Origin of the sequence: Rhodocyclus purpureus, assembly GCF_016653115.1 — a bacterium.
Taxonomy (GTDB): Bacteria; Pseudomonadota; Gammaproteobacteria; order Burkholderiales; family Rhodocyclaceae; genus Rhodocyclus; species Rhodocyclus purpureus.
Window position 1 is genome coordinate 18,767 of the sequence record NZ_NHRX01000030.1, and the last position, 15,887, is coordinate 34,653.

The 15,887-nt window shown below is 61.8% G+C and carries 13 protein-coding genes; 10 read left to right on the plus strand and 3 right to left on the minus strand.

Translation table 11 applies throughout. The annotated features are described in order from the left end of the window. Nucleotides 1-4 precede the first annotated feature (4 nt). The 10 genes from CCR84_RS05710 (at nucleotide 5) to CCR84_RS05755 (ending at nucleotide 12,647) form a co-directional block, all read left to right on the plus strand. Nucleotides 5-1,216 (plus strand): TIGR03087 family PEP-CTERM/XrtA system glycosyltransferase, encoded by a 1,212-nt coding sequence (locus tag CCR84_RS05710; RefSeq protein WP_201210466.1) that lies wholly within the window; start codon nucleotides 5-7, stop codon nucleotides 1,214-1,216. Continuing rightward, on the plus strand, nucleotides 1,213-2,739 hold the full coding sequence (gene xrtA / locus CCR84_RS05715; protein ID WP_201210467.1) for an exosortase A: 1,527 nt from the start codon (nucleotides 1,213-1,215) through the stop codon (nucleotides 2,737-2,739). The genes CCR84_RS05710 and xrtA overlap by 4 nt, the downstream gene beginning before the upstream one ends. Beyond that, nucleotides 2,736-3,896: a TIGR03088 family PEP-CTERM/XrtA system glycosyltransferase gene (locus CCR84_RS05720; protein ID WP_201210469.1), complete on the plus strand. Its 1,161-nt coding sequence runs from the start codon at nucleotides 2,736-2,738 to the stop codon at nucleotides 3,894-3,896. The genes xrtA and CCR84_RS05720 overlap by 4 nt, the downstream gene beginning before the upstream one ends. 14 nt (nucleotides 3,897-3,910) lie before the next feature. Further along, the gene (locus CCR84_RS05725) at nucleotides 3,911-5,818 is read left to right on the plus strand and encodes an XrtA/PEP-CTERM system amidotransferase (protein ID WP_201210471.1); all 1,908 of its coding nucleotides are present in this window, start codon (nucleotides 3,911-3,913) and stop codon (nucleotides 5,816-5,818) included. Beyond that, on the plus strand, nucleotides 5,818-7,038 hold the full coding sequence (locus tag CCR84_RS05730; RefSeq protein ID WP_201210531.1) for a TIGR04063 family PEP-CTERM/XrtA system glycosyltransferase: 1,221 nt from the start codon (nucleotides 5,818-5,820) through the stop codon (nucleotides 7,036-7,038). The genes CCR84_RS05725 and CCR84_RS05730 overlap by 1 nt, the downstream gene beginning before the upstream one ends. Before the next feature lie 19 nt (nucleotides 7,039-7,057). Next, complete coding sequence (locus tag CCR84_RS05735) at nucleotides 7,058-8,260, plus strand: glycosyltransferase family 4 protein (RefSeq protein WP_201210473.1); 1,203 nt, start codon at nucleotides 7,058-7,060, stop codon at nucleotides 8,258-8,260. A 96-nt stretch (nucleotides 8,261-8,356) separates the two neighbouring features. Next, a complete protein-coding gene (locus CCR84_RS05740; RefSeq protein WP_201210475.1) occupies nucleotides 8,357-9,697 on the plus strand; it encodes a putative O-glycosylation ligase, exosortase A system-associated in 1,341 nt (446 codons plus the stop codon). Between the two features lie 4 nt (nucleotides 9,698-9,701). Next, on the plus strand, nucleotides 9,702-10,667 hold the full coding sequence (locus CCR84_RS05745) for a polysaccharide deacetylase family protein (RefSeq protein ID WP_201210478.1): 966 nt from the start codon (nucleotides 9,702-9,704) through the stop codon (nucleotides 10,665-10,667). Nucleotides 10,668-10,704: 37 nt separating this feature from the next. Continuing rightward, nucleotides 10,705-11,667, plus strand: coding sequence for a glycosyltransferase family 2 protein (locus CCR84_RS05750; RefSeq protein WP_201210480.1), 963 nt, complete (start codon nucleotides 10,705-10,707; stop codon nucleotides 11,665-11,667). Further along, nucleotides 11,664-12,647: a glycosyltransferase family 2 protein gene (locus CCR84_RS05755; RefSeq protein ID WP_201210482.1), complete on the plus strand. Its 984-nt coding sequence runs from the start codon at nucleotides 11,664-11,666 to the stop codon at nucleotides 12,645-12,647. Before CCR84_RS05750 ends, CCR84_RS05755 begins: the two co-directional genes overlap by 4 nt. Nucleotides 12,648-12,698: 51 nt before the next feature. On the opposite strand, the gene CCR84_RS05760 is transcribed toward CCR84_RS05755, so the two are convergent. From CCR84_RS05760 to CCR84_RS05775, 3 genes are all read right to left on the minus strand, one after another. Beyond that, a complete protein-coding gene (locus tag CCR84_RS05760) occupies nucleotides 12,699-13,322 on the minus strand; it encodes an SGNH hydrolase domain-containing protein (protein ID WP_338052572.1) in 624 nt (207 codons plus the stop codon). A 394-nt stretch (nucleotides 13,323-13,716) separates the two neighbouring features. Then, nucleotides 13,717-14,661: a glycosyltransferase family 2 protein gene (locus CCR84_RS05770; RefSeq protein WP_201210485.1), complete on the minus strand. Its 945-nt coding sequence runs from the start codon at nucleotides 14,659-14,661 to the stop codon at nucleotides 13,717-13,719. 38 nt (nucleotides 14,662-14,699) lie between these two features. Next, nucleotides 14,700-15,884 carry a glycosyltransferase family 4 protein gene (locus CCR84_RS05775; protein ID WP_201210486.1) on the minus strand — a complete coding sequence of 395 codons (1,185 nt, stop codon included), beginning with the start codon at nucleotides 15,882-15,884 and terminating at the stop codon, nucleotides 14,700-14,702. Nucleotides 15,885-15,887: the final 3 nt, after the last annotated feature.

A 15,887-nucleotide genomic window follows, 5' to 3' on the forward strand; every position in this document is an offset into this window, starting at 1 on the left:
CGCGATGACCAACATCCTCTATCTCGTCCATCGTCTGCCCTACCCGCCGAACAAGGGTGACAAGCTGCGCTCCTACCATCTGCTCAAGCACCTGCTCGAACGGCATCGCGTGTTCCTCGGCACCTTCATCGACGACCCGGAAGACGAGCCGCACATCGAGCTGCTGCGGGGAATGTGTGCCGACCTGCACGTCGCCCGCATCGATCCGCGTCTGGCCAGGCTGCGCAGCCTGAACGGACTCGTTGCCGGCGAGCCGCTGACGCTCGCCTACTATCGCGACGGCGGCTTGCGCGCCTGGGTCGATCGCTGCTGCCGGACGAACGCCATCGACGCCGCGGTGGTCTTCTCCTCGGCGATGGCGCAGTACGTCGAGGACAAGCCCCTGCTGCCGACCCTGATCGACTTCGTCGATGTCGATTCGGCCAAGTGGACGCAATACGCAGCGCAGCATCGCTGGCCGCTGTCGTGGCTGTACCGGCGCGAGGGAGAGACCCTGCTCGCCTACGAGCGCAGGATGGCCGCTCGTGCCACACGCGGCCTCTTCGTCACCGAGGCCGAGGTCGCGCTGTTCACCCGCCTCGCCCCCGAGTGCAGCCGGCAGGTCGAGGCCGTCGGCAACGGCGTCGATGCCGACTATTTCTCGGTCGATCCCGGGCGCCCGTCGCCCTACCGCGCGGGCGAGTTGCCGGTCGTGTTCACCGGCGCCATGGACTACTGGCCGAACATCGACGCGGTCACCTGGTTCGCGCGCGAGATGCTACCTGAACTGCGCGCGCGGCAGCCGCATGCGCGCTTCGTGATCGTCGGCCGCAGCCCGACGGACGAGGTCAGCGCGCTCGCCGGCGAGCACGTCGTCGTCACCGGCACCGTCGCCGACGTCCGCCCGTGGCTGCAGCACGCGAAGGTCGTGGTCGCACCGTTGCGCGTCGCGCGCGGCATCCAGAACAAGATTCTCGAAGCGATGGCGATGGCGAAACCCGTTGTTGCATCGATCGAATGCGCGAGTGCGATCGATGCCCTGGAGGGCCGGGAATTGCTGACCGCAGCATCGCCCACGGACTTCATCGACCGGGTCGACCACTTGCTGAATGCGGAGGAGCCAGGCAGAGGCATCGGCCACGCGGCAAGGCAACGCATACTCGCGCACTACAGCTGGGGGGCAAATCTCGCCGCCCTGGACCGCCATCTTCCATTGTCGAACGGGATCAGCCAATGAACCAGTACGCGCCTGCTGCGGCAAGGCAATGGCAACCTACACTGCTGGCGATCGGGGCGACCCTGCTGTGGGTCGGCTACTGCTACTGGCGTACGCTGGACGGGATGACCCAAATCTGGTGGCGCTCGGAAACCTACCTTCACGGGTTTGTCGTCGCCCCCATCTCGCTCTGGCTCATCTGGCGCGAGCGCGAGCATCTAGGACGGCTGCAGCCGTCCGCCAGCTTCTGGCTTCTCCTGCCGCTGGCGGGGATCGTCCTCCTGTGGCTGCTGGGAGACCTGATTGGAGCGAATGCGCTGACCCAGTTTGCCGTGGTCGGCATCGTGGTGCTGGCAGTCATGGCATTGGTCGGTACCCAGACCAGCAGGAAGCTCGCATTTCCCTTGCTGTTCCTGTTCTTTTCGGTGCCGATCGGCGATTTCCTGATGCCACGCCTTATGGAATGGACCGCTGACTTTACAACGCTTGCCTTGCGTCTGACGGGAATACCCGTTTACAGGGAGGGTCAGAACTTCATGATCCCCAGCGGCCACTGGTCGGTGATCGAGACGTGCAGCGGTATTCGCTACCTGATCGCCTCATTGATGATCGGCACTCTTTACGCCTACCTGAACTATCAGTCGCTGCAAAGACGCCTGGCCCTCATCCTGGTGGCACTGCTCGTACCCATCGTCGCGAACTGGCTCCGGGCATACCTCATTGTCATGATCGGTCACCTCTCCGACAACCGGCTGGCGGTCGGCGTGGATCATCTCATCTACGGCTGGATATTTTTCGGAATCGTGATCGCCACCATCTTTGGCATAGGAATGCGCTGGCAAGAGCCAGCACCTGCAGCTCGGGACCTGGCCAGCGAGGCGGCCCCCGGATCCGCGAAAGACAACAGTGTCTGGCTGCTTGCGCCCGCGGTCGCGCTGGTCATTGCATCGGGACCGGCAGTTACCAGTCTGCTCCGCGCGGACAAGCACGCCGAACCGGTCGCTCTGTCCTTGCCCGAATCCACGCACGAATGGAAAGCCGGCCCGCCGATGATCAACTGGCAACCCAGGTTTAACCAGCCTTCCGCTCAAGCGCACTCGTCCTACACCAAGGACGACCGCTGGGTGGGGGTCTACGTCGCTTACTATCGCAACCAGAATTACGAACGAAAACTGGTGACATCGAGCAACGTGCTGGTCGGCTCGCAGAGCCCCAACTGGCAACTCGTCGCCAGAGGAGAAGATGCCGCCCCGTCCACGGCAAGGGTACAGCGCGTCCGCACTGGCGAAATACTCTCCTTGCAGAACAAGCGCGACGAACGCTACCTCATCTGGCAGTGGTACTGGATCAACGGCCGCCTGACCAGCAGCGATATCGAGGCCAAGTGGCTATCGATGCTTTCCATATTGTCCGGTCAGGGTGACGACGGAGCGGTGATCATTCTCTATGCACCCAAGCCCGACGCCGGCGAGACCTTGGCCAGCTTCAACCAAGACCTGGGCGATGAAATCCATCGCCGCCTGCGCGAGGCCAGGCGGCGATGAACGATCCTCGCCCGCTGATCGCCCACGTGGTGTACCGCTTCGACATCGGAGGACTGGAGAACGGCATCGTGAACCTGATCAACCACATGCCCGAAGATTCCTATCGTCATGTCGTCATCGCCCTGACGGAGATCACTACCTTCAGGCAGCGCATTCGTCGGACCGATGTCGAATTCATCGCCCTGCACAAGCCTCCCGGACACCTTGTGGCGAGCTATCCGAGGCTGTATCGCCTGTTTCGGCGACTCGCACCGACCATCGTCCACACCAGAAATCTGGCCGCGCTCGAGGCGGTGGTGCCGGCATGGGCTGCCGGCGTCCCGATGCGCATCCACGGCGAGCACGGCCGCGACGTCGGCGATATCAACGGCGATAACAGGAAATACCAGTGGCTGCGGCGAATTTACAGCCCGTTCGTGAAACATTACATCGCCCTGTCGTGCGATCTCGAACGCTATCTCGTCAGTCGGGTTGGCATCCGTGCGCATCGCATCACCCAGATTTACAACGGTGTCGATTCTTTGCGCTTTCATCCGCGTTCATCGCGGCAGGCGATCTCCGGGTCGCCCTTCAACGCTGCCGGTTTCTGGATCGTCGGCACCATAGGCCGCATGCAGGCGATCAAGGATCAGAGCAACCTCGCCCGGGCCTTCGTCAAGACGCTACAGATCGCCCCCGAACTCCGCGACCGACTACGACTGGTCATGATCGGCGATGGCCCGTTGCGCCTTGAGTCGCAAGCAATCCTTGGTGCCGCCGGCCTGAGCGATCTGGCATGGTTGCCGGGGGAGCGCAACGATGTGCCCGAGATCATGGGCGCCCTTGACTGCTTCGTCCTCCCCTCGCTGGGTGAGGGCATCTCCAATACGATCCTTGAAGCCATGTCCTGCGCCATCCCTGTCATCGCCACTGCGGTTGGCGGTAATGTCGAACTCGTCAGCGATGGATTGAACGGGCGACTCGTTCCTGCCGCCAACCCGGAGGCACTGGCAGAAGCCATTGTCAGCTTGGCACGACGGCCGGAACTTGCGCGACAAATGGGGCGACAAGGCCGCCAACTGGTCGATAAAAACTATGGCATGGCGGCCATGGTCCGCAATTACCGACAGCTATACGGCCGTCTGTGCGAAAGCAGCGCCCGGCAATTCTCCACCTGATCGGACCAAAGAGCATGTGCGGCATCACAGGGATTTTCGACACCCGAGGTCAACGCGACATCGATCGCGCCGTGCTGCAGCGCATGAACGAGGCGCAGCGGCATCGCGGCCCCGATGACGGAGGCCTGCACATCGAACCCGGAGTCGGCCTCGGTCACCGACGTCTTGCGATCATCGATCTGTCGACCGGTCAGCAGCCGCTCTACAACGAGGACGGCAGCGTCTGCGTCGTGTTCAACGGCGAGATCTACAACTACCGGACACTCATCCCGGAACTGCAGGCGCTCGGCCACGTCTTCCACACCCGCAGCGACACCGAGGTCATCGTCCATGCGTGGGAAACCTGGGGCGAGCGCTGTGTCGAGCGCTTCCGCGGCATGTTCGCCTTCGCCCTCTGGGACCGCCAGCGCGAGACACTCTTCCTGGCGCGCGACCGGCTCGGCGTCAAGCCGCTCTTCTACGCGCTCCTCGACGATGGCAGCTTCCTGTTCGGATCCGAACTCAAATCCCTGCTCGCCCACGGAGGCCTCAAGCGCGAGATCGACCCCTGTGCCGTCGAGGAATACTTTGCCTTGGGCTACGTCGCCGAACCACGTACGATTTTCAGGCAGGCAAGGAAGCTTCCGCCCGCACACACGCTCGTCCTGCGCCGCGCTCAGCCCTTGCCTGAAGCGCGTGCATACTGGGACGTCAGCTTCACCCTCGACAACCCGATCAGCGACGCCGATGCCTGCAGCGAACTGAATCATCGTCTGGAAGAATCGATCCGGCTGCGCATGATCTCGGAAGTTCCGCTTGGCGCCTTCCTCTCCGGGGGCGTGGACTCAAGCGCCGTCGTCGCCATCATGGCCGGTCTATCGACGTCTCCGGTCAACACCTGTTCCATCGGCTTCGCCGACCCCGCCTTCAACGAGTCGGAATTCGCACAGAGGGTCGCCAACCGCTACCGGACCCGGCATCAGCTCGACAGAGTGGAAAGCGACGACTTCGACCTGATCGACACCTTGGCCGGACTCTACGATGAACCCTATGCCGACAGCTCGGCCATCCCGACCTACCGCGTCTGCCAACTGGCGCGCAAACATGTCACGGTAGCGCTCTCGGGCGACGGCGGCGACGAAAGCTTCGGCGGCTATCGGCGTTACCGCCTGCACCTGATGGAAGAAAAGATGCGCTCGGTGCTGCCGCTGGGGCTTCGTCGCCCGCTCTTCGGCGTGCTCGGCAAGCTCTACCCGAAAGCCGACTGGGCGCCACGGATCCTGCGCGCCAAGACGACCTTCGAGGGCATGGCCCGCAGTTCGGTGGAGGCCTATTTCCATTCCGTCTCCATCCTGCGCGGACCGATGCGCGAGCAGCTCTTTACCCCCGCCTTTCGCTCTGCGCTGGACGGCTACGATGCCCGGGAGGTGTTCGAGAGGCACGCGGCCAAGGCCGGCACCGACGATCCCTTGGGAATGATCCAGTACCTCGATCTCAAGACCTATCTGGTTGGCGATATCAACACCAAGGTAGACCGCGCCAGCATGGCCCACTCTCTGGAAGTGCGCGAACCGCTGATGGACCACCCGCTGGTCGAGTGGCTGGCGAGCCTGCGCAGTTCGCAGAAAATCCGCGGTCAGGAAGGGAAGTACCTACTGAAGAAGGCGATGGAGCCGAAGCTGCCCGACGACATACTTTACCGTCCCAAGATGGGCTTCGCCGTACCGCTGGCCCGCTGGTTTCGGGGGCCGCTCAGGCAACGCATGCAGGAAGCCATCCTCGGCCCGCGACTGGCCGAAACCGGCTGGTTCAACCGCCCCTACCTCGAACATCTGGTCGACGCGCATTTATCCGGTCGCCATGACTGCAGCGCACCGATCTGGACCCTCCTCATGTTCGAGGCCTTCCTGCGCAACGTAATGGAACAGCGGAGCCGCCCATGATTCGCAGCCTGCACATCCTCGACCACTCGATCCCCCTGCACAGCGGCTACACCTTCCGCACGGCCGCCTTGCTGCGCGAGCAGCGTGCGCTCGGCTGGGAAACTTTCCACCTGACGTCCCCGAAGCAAGGTGCGAGCAGTGGCCCCATTGAGGAAGTCGACGGATTGCGCTTCTACCGCACCCGATCCCGGTCCAGCACTCTTTCGCGACTGCCGCTTGCACAGGCAGTCGCCCTCATGCAGCGACTGGAAAACCGCATCGAGGAAGTCGCGAACGACATCCGGCCTGACATCATCCACGCCCATTCGCCGGTACTCAATGCCATCCCGGCAATCAGAGTGGCGCGCCGACGGGGCATCCCCATCGTCTATGAGGTCCGCGCCTTCTGGGAAGATGCGGCCGTCGACCACGGCACGACCCGCGCGGGTAGCCTGCGCTACCGTGCCTCCCGCTGGTTGGAGAGCCGGGCGATGCGTAAGGTGGATCACGTCTTCACCATCTGCGAGGGCCTGCGCGCCGACATCCTCGCGCGCGGTATCGCCGACAGCAAGGTCAGCGTCATTCCCAACGCCGTGGACGTCGAAGCCTTCCGGCCAGCCCGCCCACCCGAGCGGCAGCTGCTACGCAAGTACGGCCTGGAGGGCAATACCGTGATCGGCTTTGTCGGCTCCTTCTACGCATACGAAGGACTGGACTTGCTGCTCGACGCCTTTCCGACCATCCTTCGGCAAGAGCCCGCAACCCGCCTGCTGCTGGTCGGCGGCGGTCCGCAGGAAGAAAATCTCAGGCAGCGTGCCACGGCGCTGGGCCTGGACGACCAGGTGGTGTTCACCGGGCGAGTGGCGCACAGCGAGGTCAGCCGCTATTACGATCTGGTCGACATCCTCGCCTACCCCCGCCATTCGATACGGCTGACCGAACTGGTGACACCGTTGAAGCCTCTGGAAGCGATGGCCCAAGGCCAAGTCTTCGTCGCCTCGGATGTCGGCGGACACAGGGAACTGATCGAGCACGGCAAGACCGGCATGCTTTTCCGGGCAGGCGACGCCGGGTCGCTCGCCGCTGCCATCCTCGACCTCGTCAGGCAGCGCGAACGATGGCCGGAGCTCAAGGCCAACGGCCGGCGCTTCGTCGAGGAGGTGCGCAATTGGCGCAACAGCGTTGCCAATTACCGGGCCCCCTACCTCAAGCTGATCGGCAAGCAAGACACCGGCGACTAAGTGTCTGCTCGCTGCGCACATGAGCCCCCCCATCCGTACCCTGCTCTTCTCGACGCTGTACCCCAGCGTGGTCAGGCCCTTGCACGGCATCTTCGTTGAAACGCGCTTGCGCGAGTTGCTGAAGAGCGGCGAAGTCGAAACCCGTGTGATCGCGCCAGTGCCCTGGTTTCCTTCGCGCGCGCGACGCTTCGGCGAGTACGCGACATTCGCGGCGACGCCCTGTCGCGAACTGCATGGCGACATCGAGGTCCACCACCCCCGCTATTTCCTGCCGCCCAAGGTCGGAATGAACATCGCCCCGCGGACATTGGCGATCGGCGCACTGCCGACCGCCAGACGCATGATCGAGGACGGCTTCGATTTCGACCTCATCGATGCGCATTATTACTACCCCGACGGCGTCGCTGCATCGATACTTGCGCGCAAGCTCGGCAAGCCCTTCGTCGTCACCGCGCGCGGCAGCGATCTCAACCTGATAGCGCGCTATCCCCACCCGCGCAGGCTCATCCTGCAGACCGCCGCCAACGCGCATGCCTCGATCGGCGTCTGCAAGGCGTTGATGGACCGTCTGGAAGAACTGGGGGCCGATCCGGCCAAGCTGCACGTGCTGCGCAATGGTGTCGACCTGGAGCGATTCAGGCCGGAGGAAAAAGCGCTGGCGCGCAGGAAACTCGGTCTACCCGATCAGACACTGCTCCTCTCAGTCGGACACCTGGTCGAACTGAAAGGGCATCATATCGCCATCGAGGCACTGACCAGTCTGCCGACGACGGTCAGCCTCGTCATCGCCGGCGCCGGCCCTGAACGCACAGCGCTACGAGACTTGGCGGGTCGTCTCGGGCTAAGCGCCAGGGTACGCTTCGCCGGCGAGGTGAGCCACGACGAACTGCGCTGGTGGTACAGCGCGGCCGACGCGCTGCTCCTCTGCTCTAGCCGTGAAGGCTGGGCCAACGTCTTGCTCGAGGCCATGGCCTGCGGCACCCCGGTGGTGGCAACGGCGGTCTCCGGAACACAAGAAGTGGTACGGACTGCTGTCGCCGGCCGCCTCGTCCCCGAACGCGCAGCCCCGAGCATTGCCGACGCCGTCAGGAAATTGCTCGCCGATCTGCCGGAACGAGCGCAAGTTCGACGCTACGCCGAAGGCTTCGACTGGACGGAAACGACTCAACGACAAGTCGAACTGTTCAGGGAGATAACAGCGTCCGCGCGAGCAAGCCGGTAGGGCTGAAGATGAATCTGCGCCCCCGCTTCGCGCCCCCCGCCCGCCAGTCGCTCGCGATGTCGGCGTCGGGCCTCAAAAACCATGCAGGGGACCGACATGCGTGACCTGCTTATCATCGCCATCGTGGCGGTTCTGGCCATGGCTGCACTGCGCCGTCCGTGGATCGGGGTGATGCTGTGGACCTGGTTGAGCATCATGAACCCCCACCGATTTGCCTGGGGTCTGGCCTATTCGGCCCCACTTGCCGCCGTGGCTGCCATCGCGACCATGATCGGCTTGCTGTTGAGCCAGGAGAAGCAATCCCCATTCCAGGGTCCCCCTGTTGCGTGGTTGATGGCGTTCATCATCTGGGTGAACCTGTCCTGGGTCCTTGGACAAGACCCGGCCAGCGACTTCGAGCTCTGGTCACGCTTCATGAAGATGTCGCTGATGAACCTGGTCGCCCTGAGCCTCCTCTGGAATCGGATCCACATCATCAGCTTCGTCGCGGTGACCGCGGGTTCGCTCGCACTCATCGGCCTCAAGGGTGGGATCTTTACCCTGCTTACGGGTGGCTCGCATCGAGTCTGGGGACCTCCTGGCTCGTTTGTCGAAGGCAACAACGAGTTTGCATTGGCCTTGATCATGGTCATCCCCTTGCTGCGATTTCTTCAACTACAAGCAGTACAACGATGGCTCAAACACCTCCTGACCGCAACGATACTCCTCTGCGCGGTTGCCGCCATCGGCTCGTATTCCCGTGGGGCGTTTCTCGCGATTGCCGCGATGGGGGCCATGCTCTGGATCCGGAACGACCAGAAACTGTGGTTGGGAATCGTCCTGATCCTGATCGTCGCCTTTCTGCCGCTCATGCCCGACGCATGGTGGGAACGCATGTCGACGATCCACTCCTACCAGGAGGATTTGTCGGCAATTGGTCGTCTGAACGGCTGGATCGTAGCACGTGAAGTCGCACTGCACCATTTGTTCGGCGCCGGCATGAGCTATCAGTACCAGAGTTTTTTCACCCTGTACGGCACCTACAATGCCAACGTTATCGCTGCCCACAGCATCTATTTCCAGGTCCTCGGCAATCATGGCTTCTTCGGGCTGCTCCTCTTTCTGGCTATCGGAATGAGCACCTGGCGCAGCGCGCGCTGGCTTCAGAAAAATGCGCAGGGCACTCCCCAAGCCAAATGGGTCGAAGATCTTGGCGCGATGGTCCAGGTCAGCATGGTCGGCTACGCAGTGGGCGGCGCATTCCTGAGCCTTGCCTACTACGACCTTCCTTACAGCCTCATCGTCGTTGTCGTACTTGCCAGAAGATGGCTTGAAACCCGCGGCTGGGAGCGAGACCCCAAGATGGGCATCCTCGAATATGTCGGTCTGAGCAAGAAAAAACCGCCTGCGACTGCATCGCTTGTGCCGACGCCTGCCGGCGCCGCCAGGAAGGATTAGTCGAATGCTGCTGAGGACAGCGTTTTCGCTCGCATCGCCTGGTGGCCGCAAGGCTCGCCTGTCGATCCTCATTTTCCATCGCGTTCATGCACGCCCGGACCGCCTCTTTCCGGAGGAACCCGACTGCCGACGCTTCGACGAAATCCTCGGCTGGTTGAAGTCATGGTTCAACATCATCCCGCTGGATCAAGCCATCCAGCGACTTCCCCGGGACGAACTTCCCGCACGCGCAGCGGCAATCACCTTCGACGACGGCTACGCAGACAACTTCACCCAAGCCCTGCCGATCCTGAAGAGACACGGGCTGCACGCGACAATTTTTGTCGCTACCGGCTTTCTCGATGGCGGGCGCATGTGGAACGACACGCTCATCGAATCGGTGCGACGGACGGAACAAGCCTTCATCGATGCGCAAGCGCTCATGTTGGATGATCTGCCCGTGGGTACGCTGGCGGAGAAGCGATCGACGCTGCACAAGTTGATCCCCGCCATCAAGCACCTGGCACCGCGCGAGAGGGAAGCGGCTGTCGCCAGCATCGCGCGCTCCGCACGGGTGGTCCTGCCCGACGACCTTATGCTGAGCACCCGACAAGTGAAGGCCCTGCGGCAATCCGGAATGGGGATCGGAGCGCATACGGTGAGCCACCCGATCCTGGCAGTCACGGACGCTAAAAAAGCACGAGAGGAAATCAGCGCAAGCCGCGATGCCCTACAGACCATCCTCGGCGAAAGGATAGGCCTGTTCGCCTACCCGAACGGAAAGACTGACGCCGACTACCGGCGTACCCACGTGGACATGGTCCGTTCGCTGGGCTTCGACGCCGCCGTGACCACCCAGCCCGGAGCCTGTCATGCCGAATCCTCCCTCTACGAATTACCCCGCTTCACCCCCTGGGACCGCAACAAGTGGAGATTCGGGCTCAGGATGTTGCTGAACGTGGGGGGGCAACGCCCCCGCGCTTTCCGCTGAACGAGCCAGCGGCAATATTCGCCAAGGAATCGAGCCAATGAAATTCTCAGTGATCATCCCGACCTACAACCGTCGCCACCAGATCGGTGCCGCCATCGACTCTGCGCTGAGCCAGGAAGACGTCGATCTCGAATTGATCATTGTCGACGATGGATCGAATGATGGAACCGTGGCCTGGCTGGCGGACAGTTGCCAGGATCAGCGTATTCGTGTGCTGCACAACCGGCGCAGCAAGGGGCCCGCCGGCGCGCGCAACAGCGGGCTGCTTGCGGCGAGCGGCGAAGCGATCGCCTTCCTCGATTCCGACGATCGCTATCTACCTGGACACTTGGCCGCCTGTGCCCGCGTGTTCGCTGAGTTCCCGGAAGTCGCGGTCGTCTTCGGCGGCGCCCACTACGAACAGGACGGCCATGCCGTCGACTACATGGGCCCCAACTACCGGAGGAAACTGGACATGGCACCGGTCAGCCATGTCCAGGACTGGATCCGGGTGTTCAGCGAGGACTTCTTCACACACCTCCTGGAATACGGCTGCTACTTCAACCTCTCGACCGTCGCCATGCGCTGCGGCCCTGAAAAGGTATTGATGAACGAGGACCTGAGGATCGCCGAGGACTACGAATACTGGGTCCGTCTGTCACGACAACGAAGGTTTGCCAGCCTGGAGACAGCGCAAATTCGCTATCAGTTGCACGAGGCCAACCTCTCCTTCGCAAGCGCCGGCTCTGCGGCCGAAAATGCGCCGGATCTCATCAAGGCGTATCGCGCCATGCTGGACTACCCGGACTTGAGCCGAGGGCAGATCGCCCTGGTCGAAAAGCGCCTTGCCGAGGTCCTCTTCGATTGGGGCTACCGCAGCAGGCAGCGTCGGCAACCACTGGAGGCTGCGAAAAAACACATCCTCTCCGCACGCTACGGCAAGCGACGAGAAAACCTCCTGGCACTCGGCAAAGTCGCAGTCGAGGCCGTTTTTCCGAAGCCGGAAATGAGGGTGAAATGAACGCTCAGCACAAGGCTGCCGCAAGCTTCGGAGATCCTGGCGTCTCCCCCATGATCTCCGTCATCATCCCCGCCTACAATGCCGAAAAATATGTGCTGCAGGCAGTACGCAGCGTGATTGCGCAGAACTATTCACCGCTCGAGATACTGCTGATCGACGACGGATCGGTCGACCGGACCGTGGCTCTGGTCCGCACGGAGGCCCCCCAGGTCACGATCATCAGCCAGGCCAATAGCGGCGTCGCCGCGGCCAGGAATACGGGGCTGCGCAATGCCAGCGGCGACCTCATCTGTTTTCTCGATGCCGACGACGGCTGGTTTCCAGGCAAGCTCGACGCACAACTTGCCTATCTCAGACGTCATCCCGAGGCGGGTGTGGTATTCCACGAGTGGTATGACTGGAGACCGGATGCCGGAGGCGAATATCCGGAGTTACAGCGGCCGGACAGGAGCGGTCTGACGGAGACCGAGGCACGACGGACGGGCTGGATCTACCACATCCTGTTGCTCAAGGGCTGCATCATACACACCTCCTCGGTCATGATCAGACGCGAAGTCGTCGCGCAAGTCGGGCTTTTCCGCACCGGCCTGGTCACCGGGGAAGACTACGACTACTGGCTGCGGGTTTCGCAGACGTGCCAGATCCACATGCTGAACGAGATCTATTCCTTCTACCGGAATACCGTGCCGGGAAGCCTGTCGAACACACCGAAACGGGAGAATTTTGAATACAAGGTACTTGCGGATGCGCTGGCGAGATGGGGATTGTCATCCCCTGGCGGCACGGCGGTAACAGCCAGGCAAGTCAGTGGCCGCCTGGCCAAGCTTGCCTTCGACTTCGGTTATTCCCAATACCGGCACGGCTCGCCCCAGCTTGCCCTGCATGCCTTCCTGCAAGCCGTACGCCATGACCCTCGCCGCTGGCGCGCCCTTGCCTACCTGCTCGCCCTCCTCGTCAAAAAATGGGCTCCCCGCTCCTAGCCAGCGCCACGCGCGCGTGCGCGAACGACGGCGGAGCGGCATGGCCTCCCCCTATTCGCTGAGTGCTTTCGCCACCAACCATGCGCCCCCTTCGGTCAAATGCCCGTAGTCCCACGCGGTCGGCATGATCACTCCATGGTGTTCGACGCCGGCCCGGCAGGAGCGCCCGACGCACAGCGCAGCGAACGGCGAAAAGAACCTGACCAGGCTCTGCTCTGAAAGCGTCTTCAACGAGTCGTCGAGGCCGAGCAACTCATCCGAAGCACTGTTCCGGATATAGAGCTCAGCATCCAGGCGGATCCTTTCGCGAACCAGATACTCGGGCAGACTGGGTTTCCACCGCGGAACCGAGCCGACGATAGTGATGCGCGAGGCTGGCACGGCGGAGCGGATGTGCTCGACCGTTCTTTTCAGCTTGTCCAGTAGCGCCGGGTCCTCGTACAAAGTCCAATAGGCGTGCAGGACCACGTCACGCGGCTGCAGACGGCGTATCTCGCCGAGGACGTGCTCGCCGATCTCACGGCAGCCGGCCCGCCATGCCACGTCCAGCTCCGCTACCGGCGGGCAACTGTTCGCCGTGAACTGAACGAGGTCCGTCCGCAACTGCAGGATTCCATTTGCCAGCGCTGCCGCATGCGAATCCCCCCAGACGAGAATGCCCCCCTTCTCGTTCACCTGCGGGCACTTTTCGCGAAAGCCCGGATAACGCTCCCCAGCCGGCAGAAAGCACCGTCGTCAGGACCACGATCCAGCGCCGCCAGAAGCGCCACGCGAGAATGATGAACAGCGGAAAGAGGACATAATATTGCTCCTCCACCGCCAGACTCCACGTGTGCAGCAGCGGCTTCAACTCTGCTGCAGCATCGAAGTAGCCGCTTTTCTGCCAGAACAAAATGTTCGACGCGAAAACCGCCACCAGACTCTGTGCGAAGTCTTTCATGTTTCCCGGCAGCAACAAGCACCATGCGCACGAAAAGCTGAACGCCATTACCAGAAAAAGGACGGGCAGGATGCGCCAGGAAGGCATGCTCTTCTGACCGGAACTCGGAAACAGCGGCGGAGCAGCGGACTAGCGAACGAGCGCACCGTGGCTGCGGGCTTGCGTTGAAGTTCCGGCCTCTGCAAGATACCCTCTGAGAAACGAAAGCTGCCAATCGGCCAGAAACTTGCCGTCATCGTCTCGTGCAAGCGCGCAGCGTAGCGAGTTGCCTAACGCCGCAATGAGCTCCCTGTATTTCCAGCGAGGAGCACCGCGAAGCATCTTCACGTCCCGTGGAATACTGTCGATCTCCTGATGGAACATGTGCCTGCCGAGCCGATAGGCCCGCTTTATGATCCATTGCCGGTCGAGTTGATGACTGCGGATGATGTGGCCCACCTGCGCATCTTCGACAAACCACGCCTTGTGCCCGAGGCGTTCGATGCGGCATGTCAATTCCAGTTCGCTACCCATCATATACTGTCCGGTGCTGGGCCCTACGGCTTCATTGAAACGATGACCACGCAAAAAAACGCTGGTCCGAATCGCCATGTTCGCGCCCCAGACCTGACTTGCACTGACCGGGCCGGACCTCAGTCCCCTTGGCGTGATGGCATAGGTAGCCCCCAGGTTGACTACACGGGGGATCCACTCGGGCAATCGATCGGGCCACACAGGGTCGATTCGTCCGCCAAAAACGTCGAAATCCGCTTGCTGGTCGGCGACCTGACGCAGCCGGACAAGCCATTGCCGATCCACAATCGCATCGTCATCGGTGAACACGACCAAGTCGCCATCAACCAGATCCAGACCGACATTGAGTGCGACATTTTTGCCGCGCTTTTCAATCCGCACGGGCGTAATTGGCAGACTCCCGGCAAAGCCAGCCAGAATCTCCCCCGTTGCGTCGACGCTCACATTATCGACGACGACCAGGCGCCAACCTCCCGCGGGCTCGACCAATTGGCAATAAGAGTTCAGGACTCTCGGTAGCGTCGTCGCACCGTTGTGCGTTGCCATCAGGACCGTAAGCATATTGACTCCAGGTACCATGAATCCCGGGCTGGATCACCTCAGGCAAACAGCATCCGGGAAATCTTGCGCATCGAGGCGCGCACATTGGCCAGCACCCTGTGCTTGAATGAATATTCGGGAAGACTGACCGGGGCCAAGGCAATTTGCCGATACTTCTCGATATATAGCTGCTTCAACACTTGCATGTCGTAATTTTCCTCGACATGTCTTCGGCCTCTCGCACCGAGCGCAAGCAACGCCGACCGATCGACGTTGCGCAAACAAGTACTGAGCGCCCCCGCCTTGCTCATGTCGATGAAAATGCCTTCCTTGATGATTTCCCGCTGATTGACGTTGTTGGTGCTGATCACCGGCAGCCCCATCGCCATGGCTTCGATGTAGACGAGACCGAAGGTTTCGGCCAGCGACCCGAGTGCGAACACATCTGCCGCGGCGTAGGCCTGGGGAAGCTCCTCATGAGGCAGCTTGGCGAAAATGATCCTTTCCCCCATCAGGCGCCTGCCCAACTCCTTGATCGCCGGCGTATCGGAACACTCCTGGCCGACGATCAGCAGGTATGCATCGTTCAGTTCCGCCACTTCCCTGATCACATAGTCCATGCGCTTGTGCCAGTAACAGATCGTGCCGACACTGATGACGACGAACGCATCCTCCGGTATTCCGTGTCTTTCACGGAACGACGACTCGACCCCAGGATTGAATCGGCTGAGGTCCACGCCATGCGGAATCAGGAAGGCCTTGTGCCTGGCGCTGCGCTGCAGATTATGCGGAGTGTGTTCCTGGACGAAATCGCAACGCGGCAGTTCCGCGCATGGAATGGCGCCGCCATTCGAGAAGAGCACCTTCGGGGTCTTCCTGAAGAGGTGGCGTTCGCCGAAAACGAAATCACACACTTCCCGCTCCAGGCAGTGGATGATGTCGAACTCTCCCTCCAGAAGATGCTTCAAAGCAGCGTGGGAGAACGTTGCGGTCTCGATCCGCAATCGCTCTTGCTCCTTGACTGCGCTCTCCCACTTGGGGGATGCGACCACGTGGATGTGATCCAGTGACGCGGACGTGCGCTGAACATTGGCGACAACGACCTCTCCTGGGGCTGGCTCTCCCGCACCTTTGAACAAAGTCATTTCGACCGACCCGCCCACCAGTTCAAAGAGGTCACGGGCAAATATTTCGTGACCCCGATATATATTGCCCAAGCCCGAGCACAGAAGCGCTACTTTCATTTG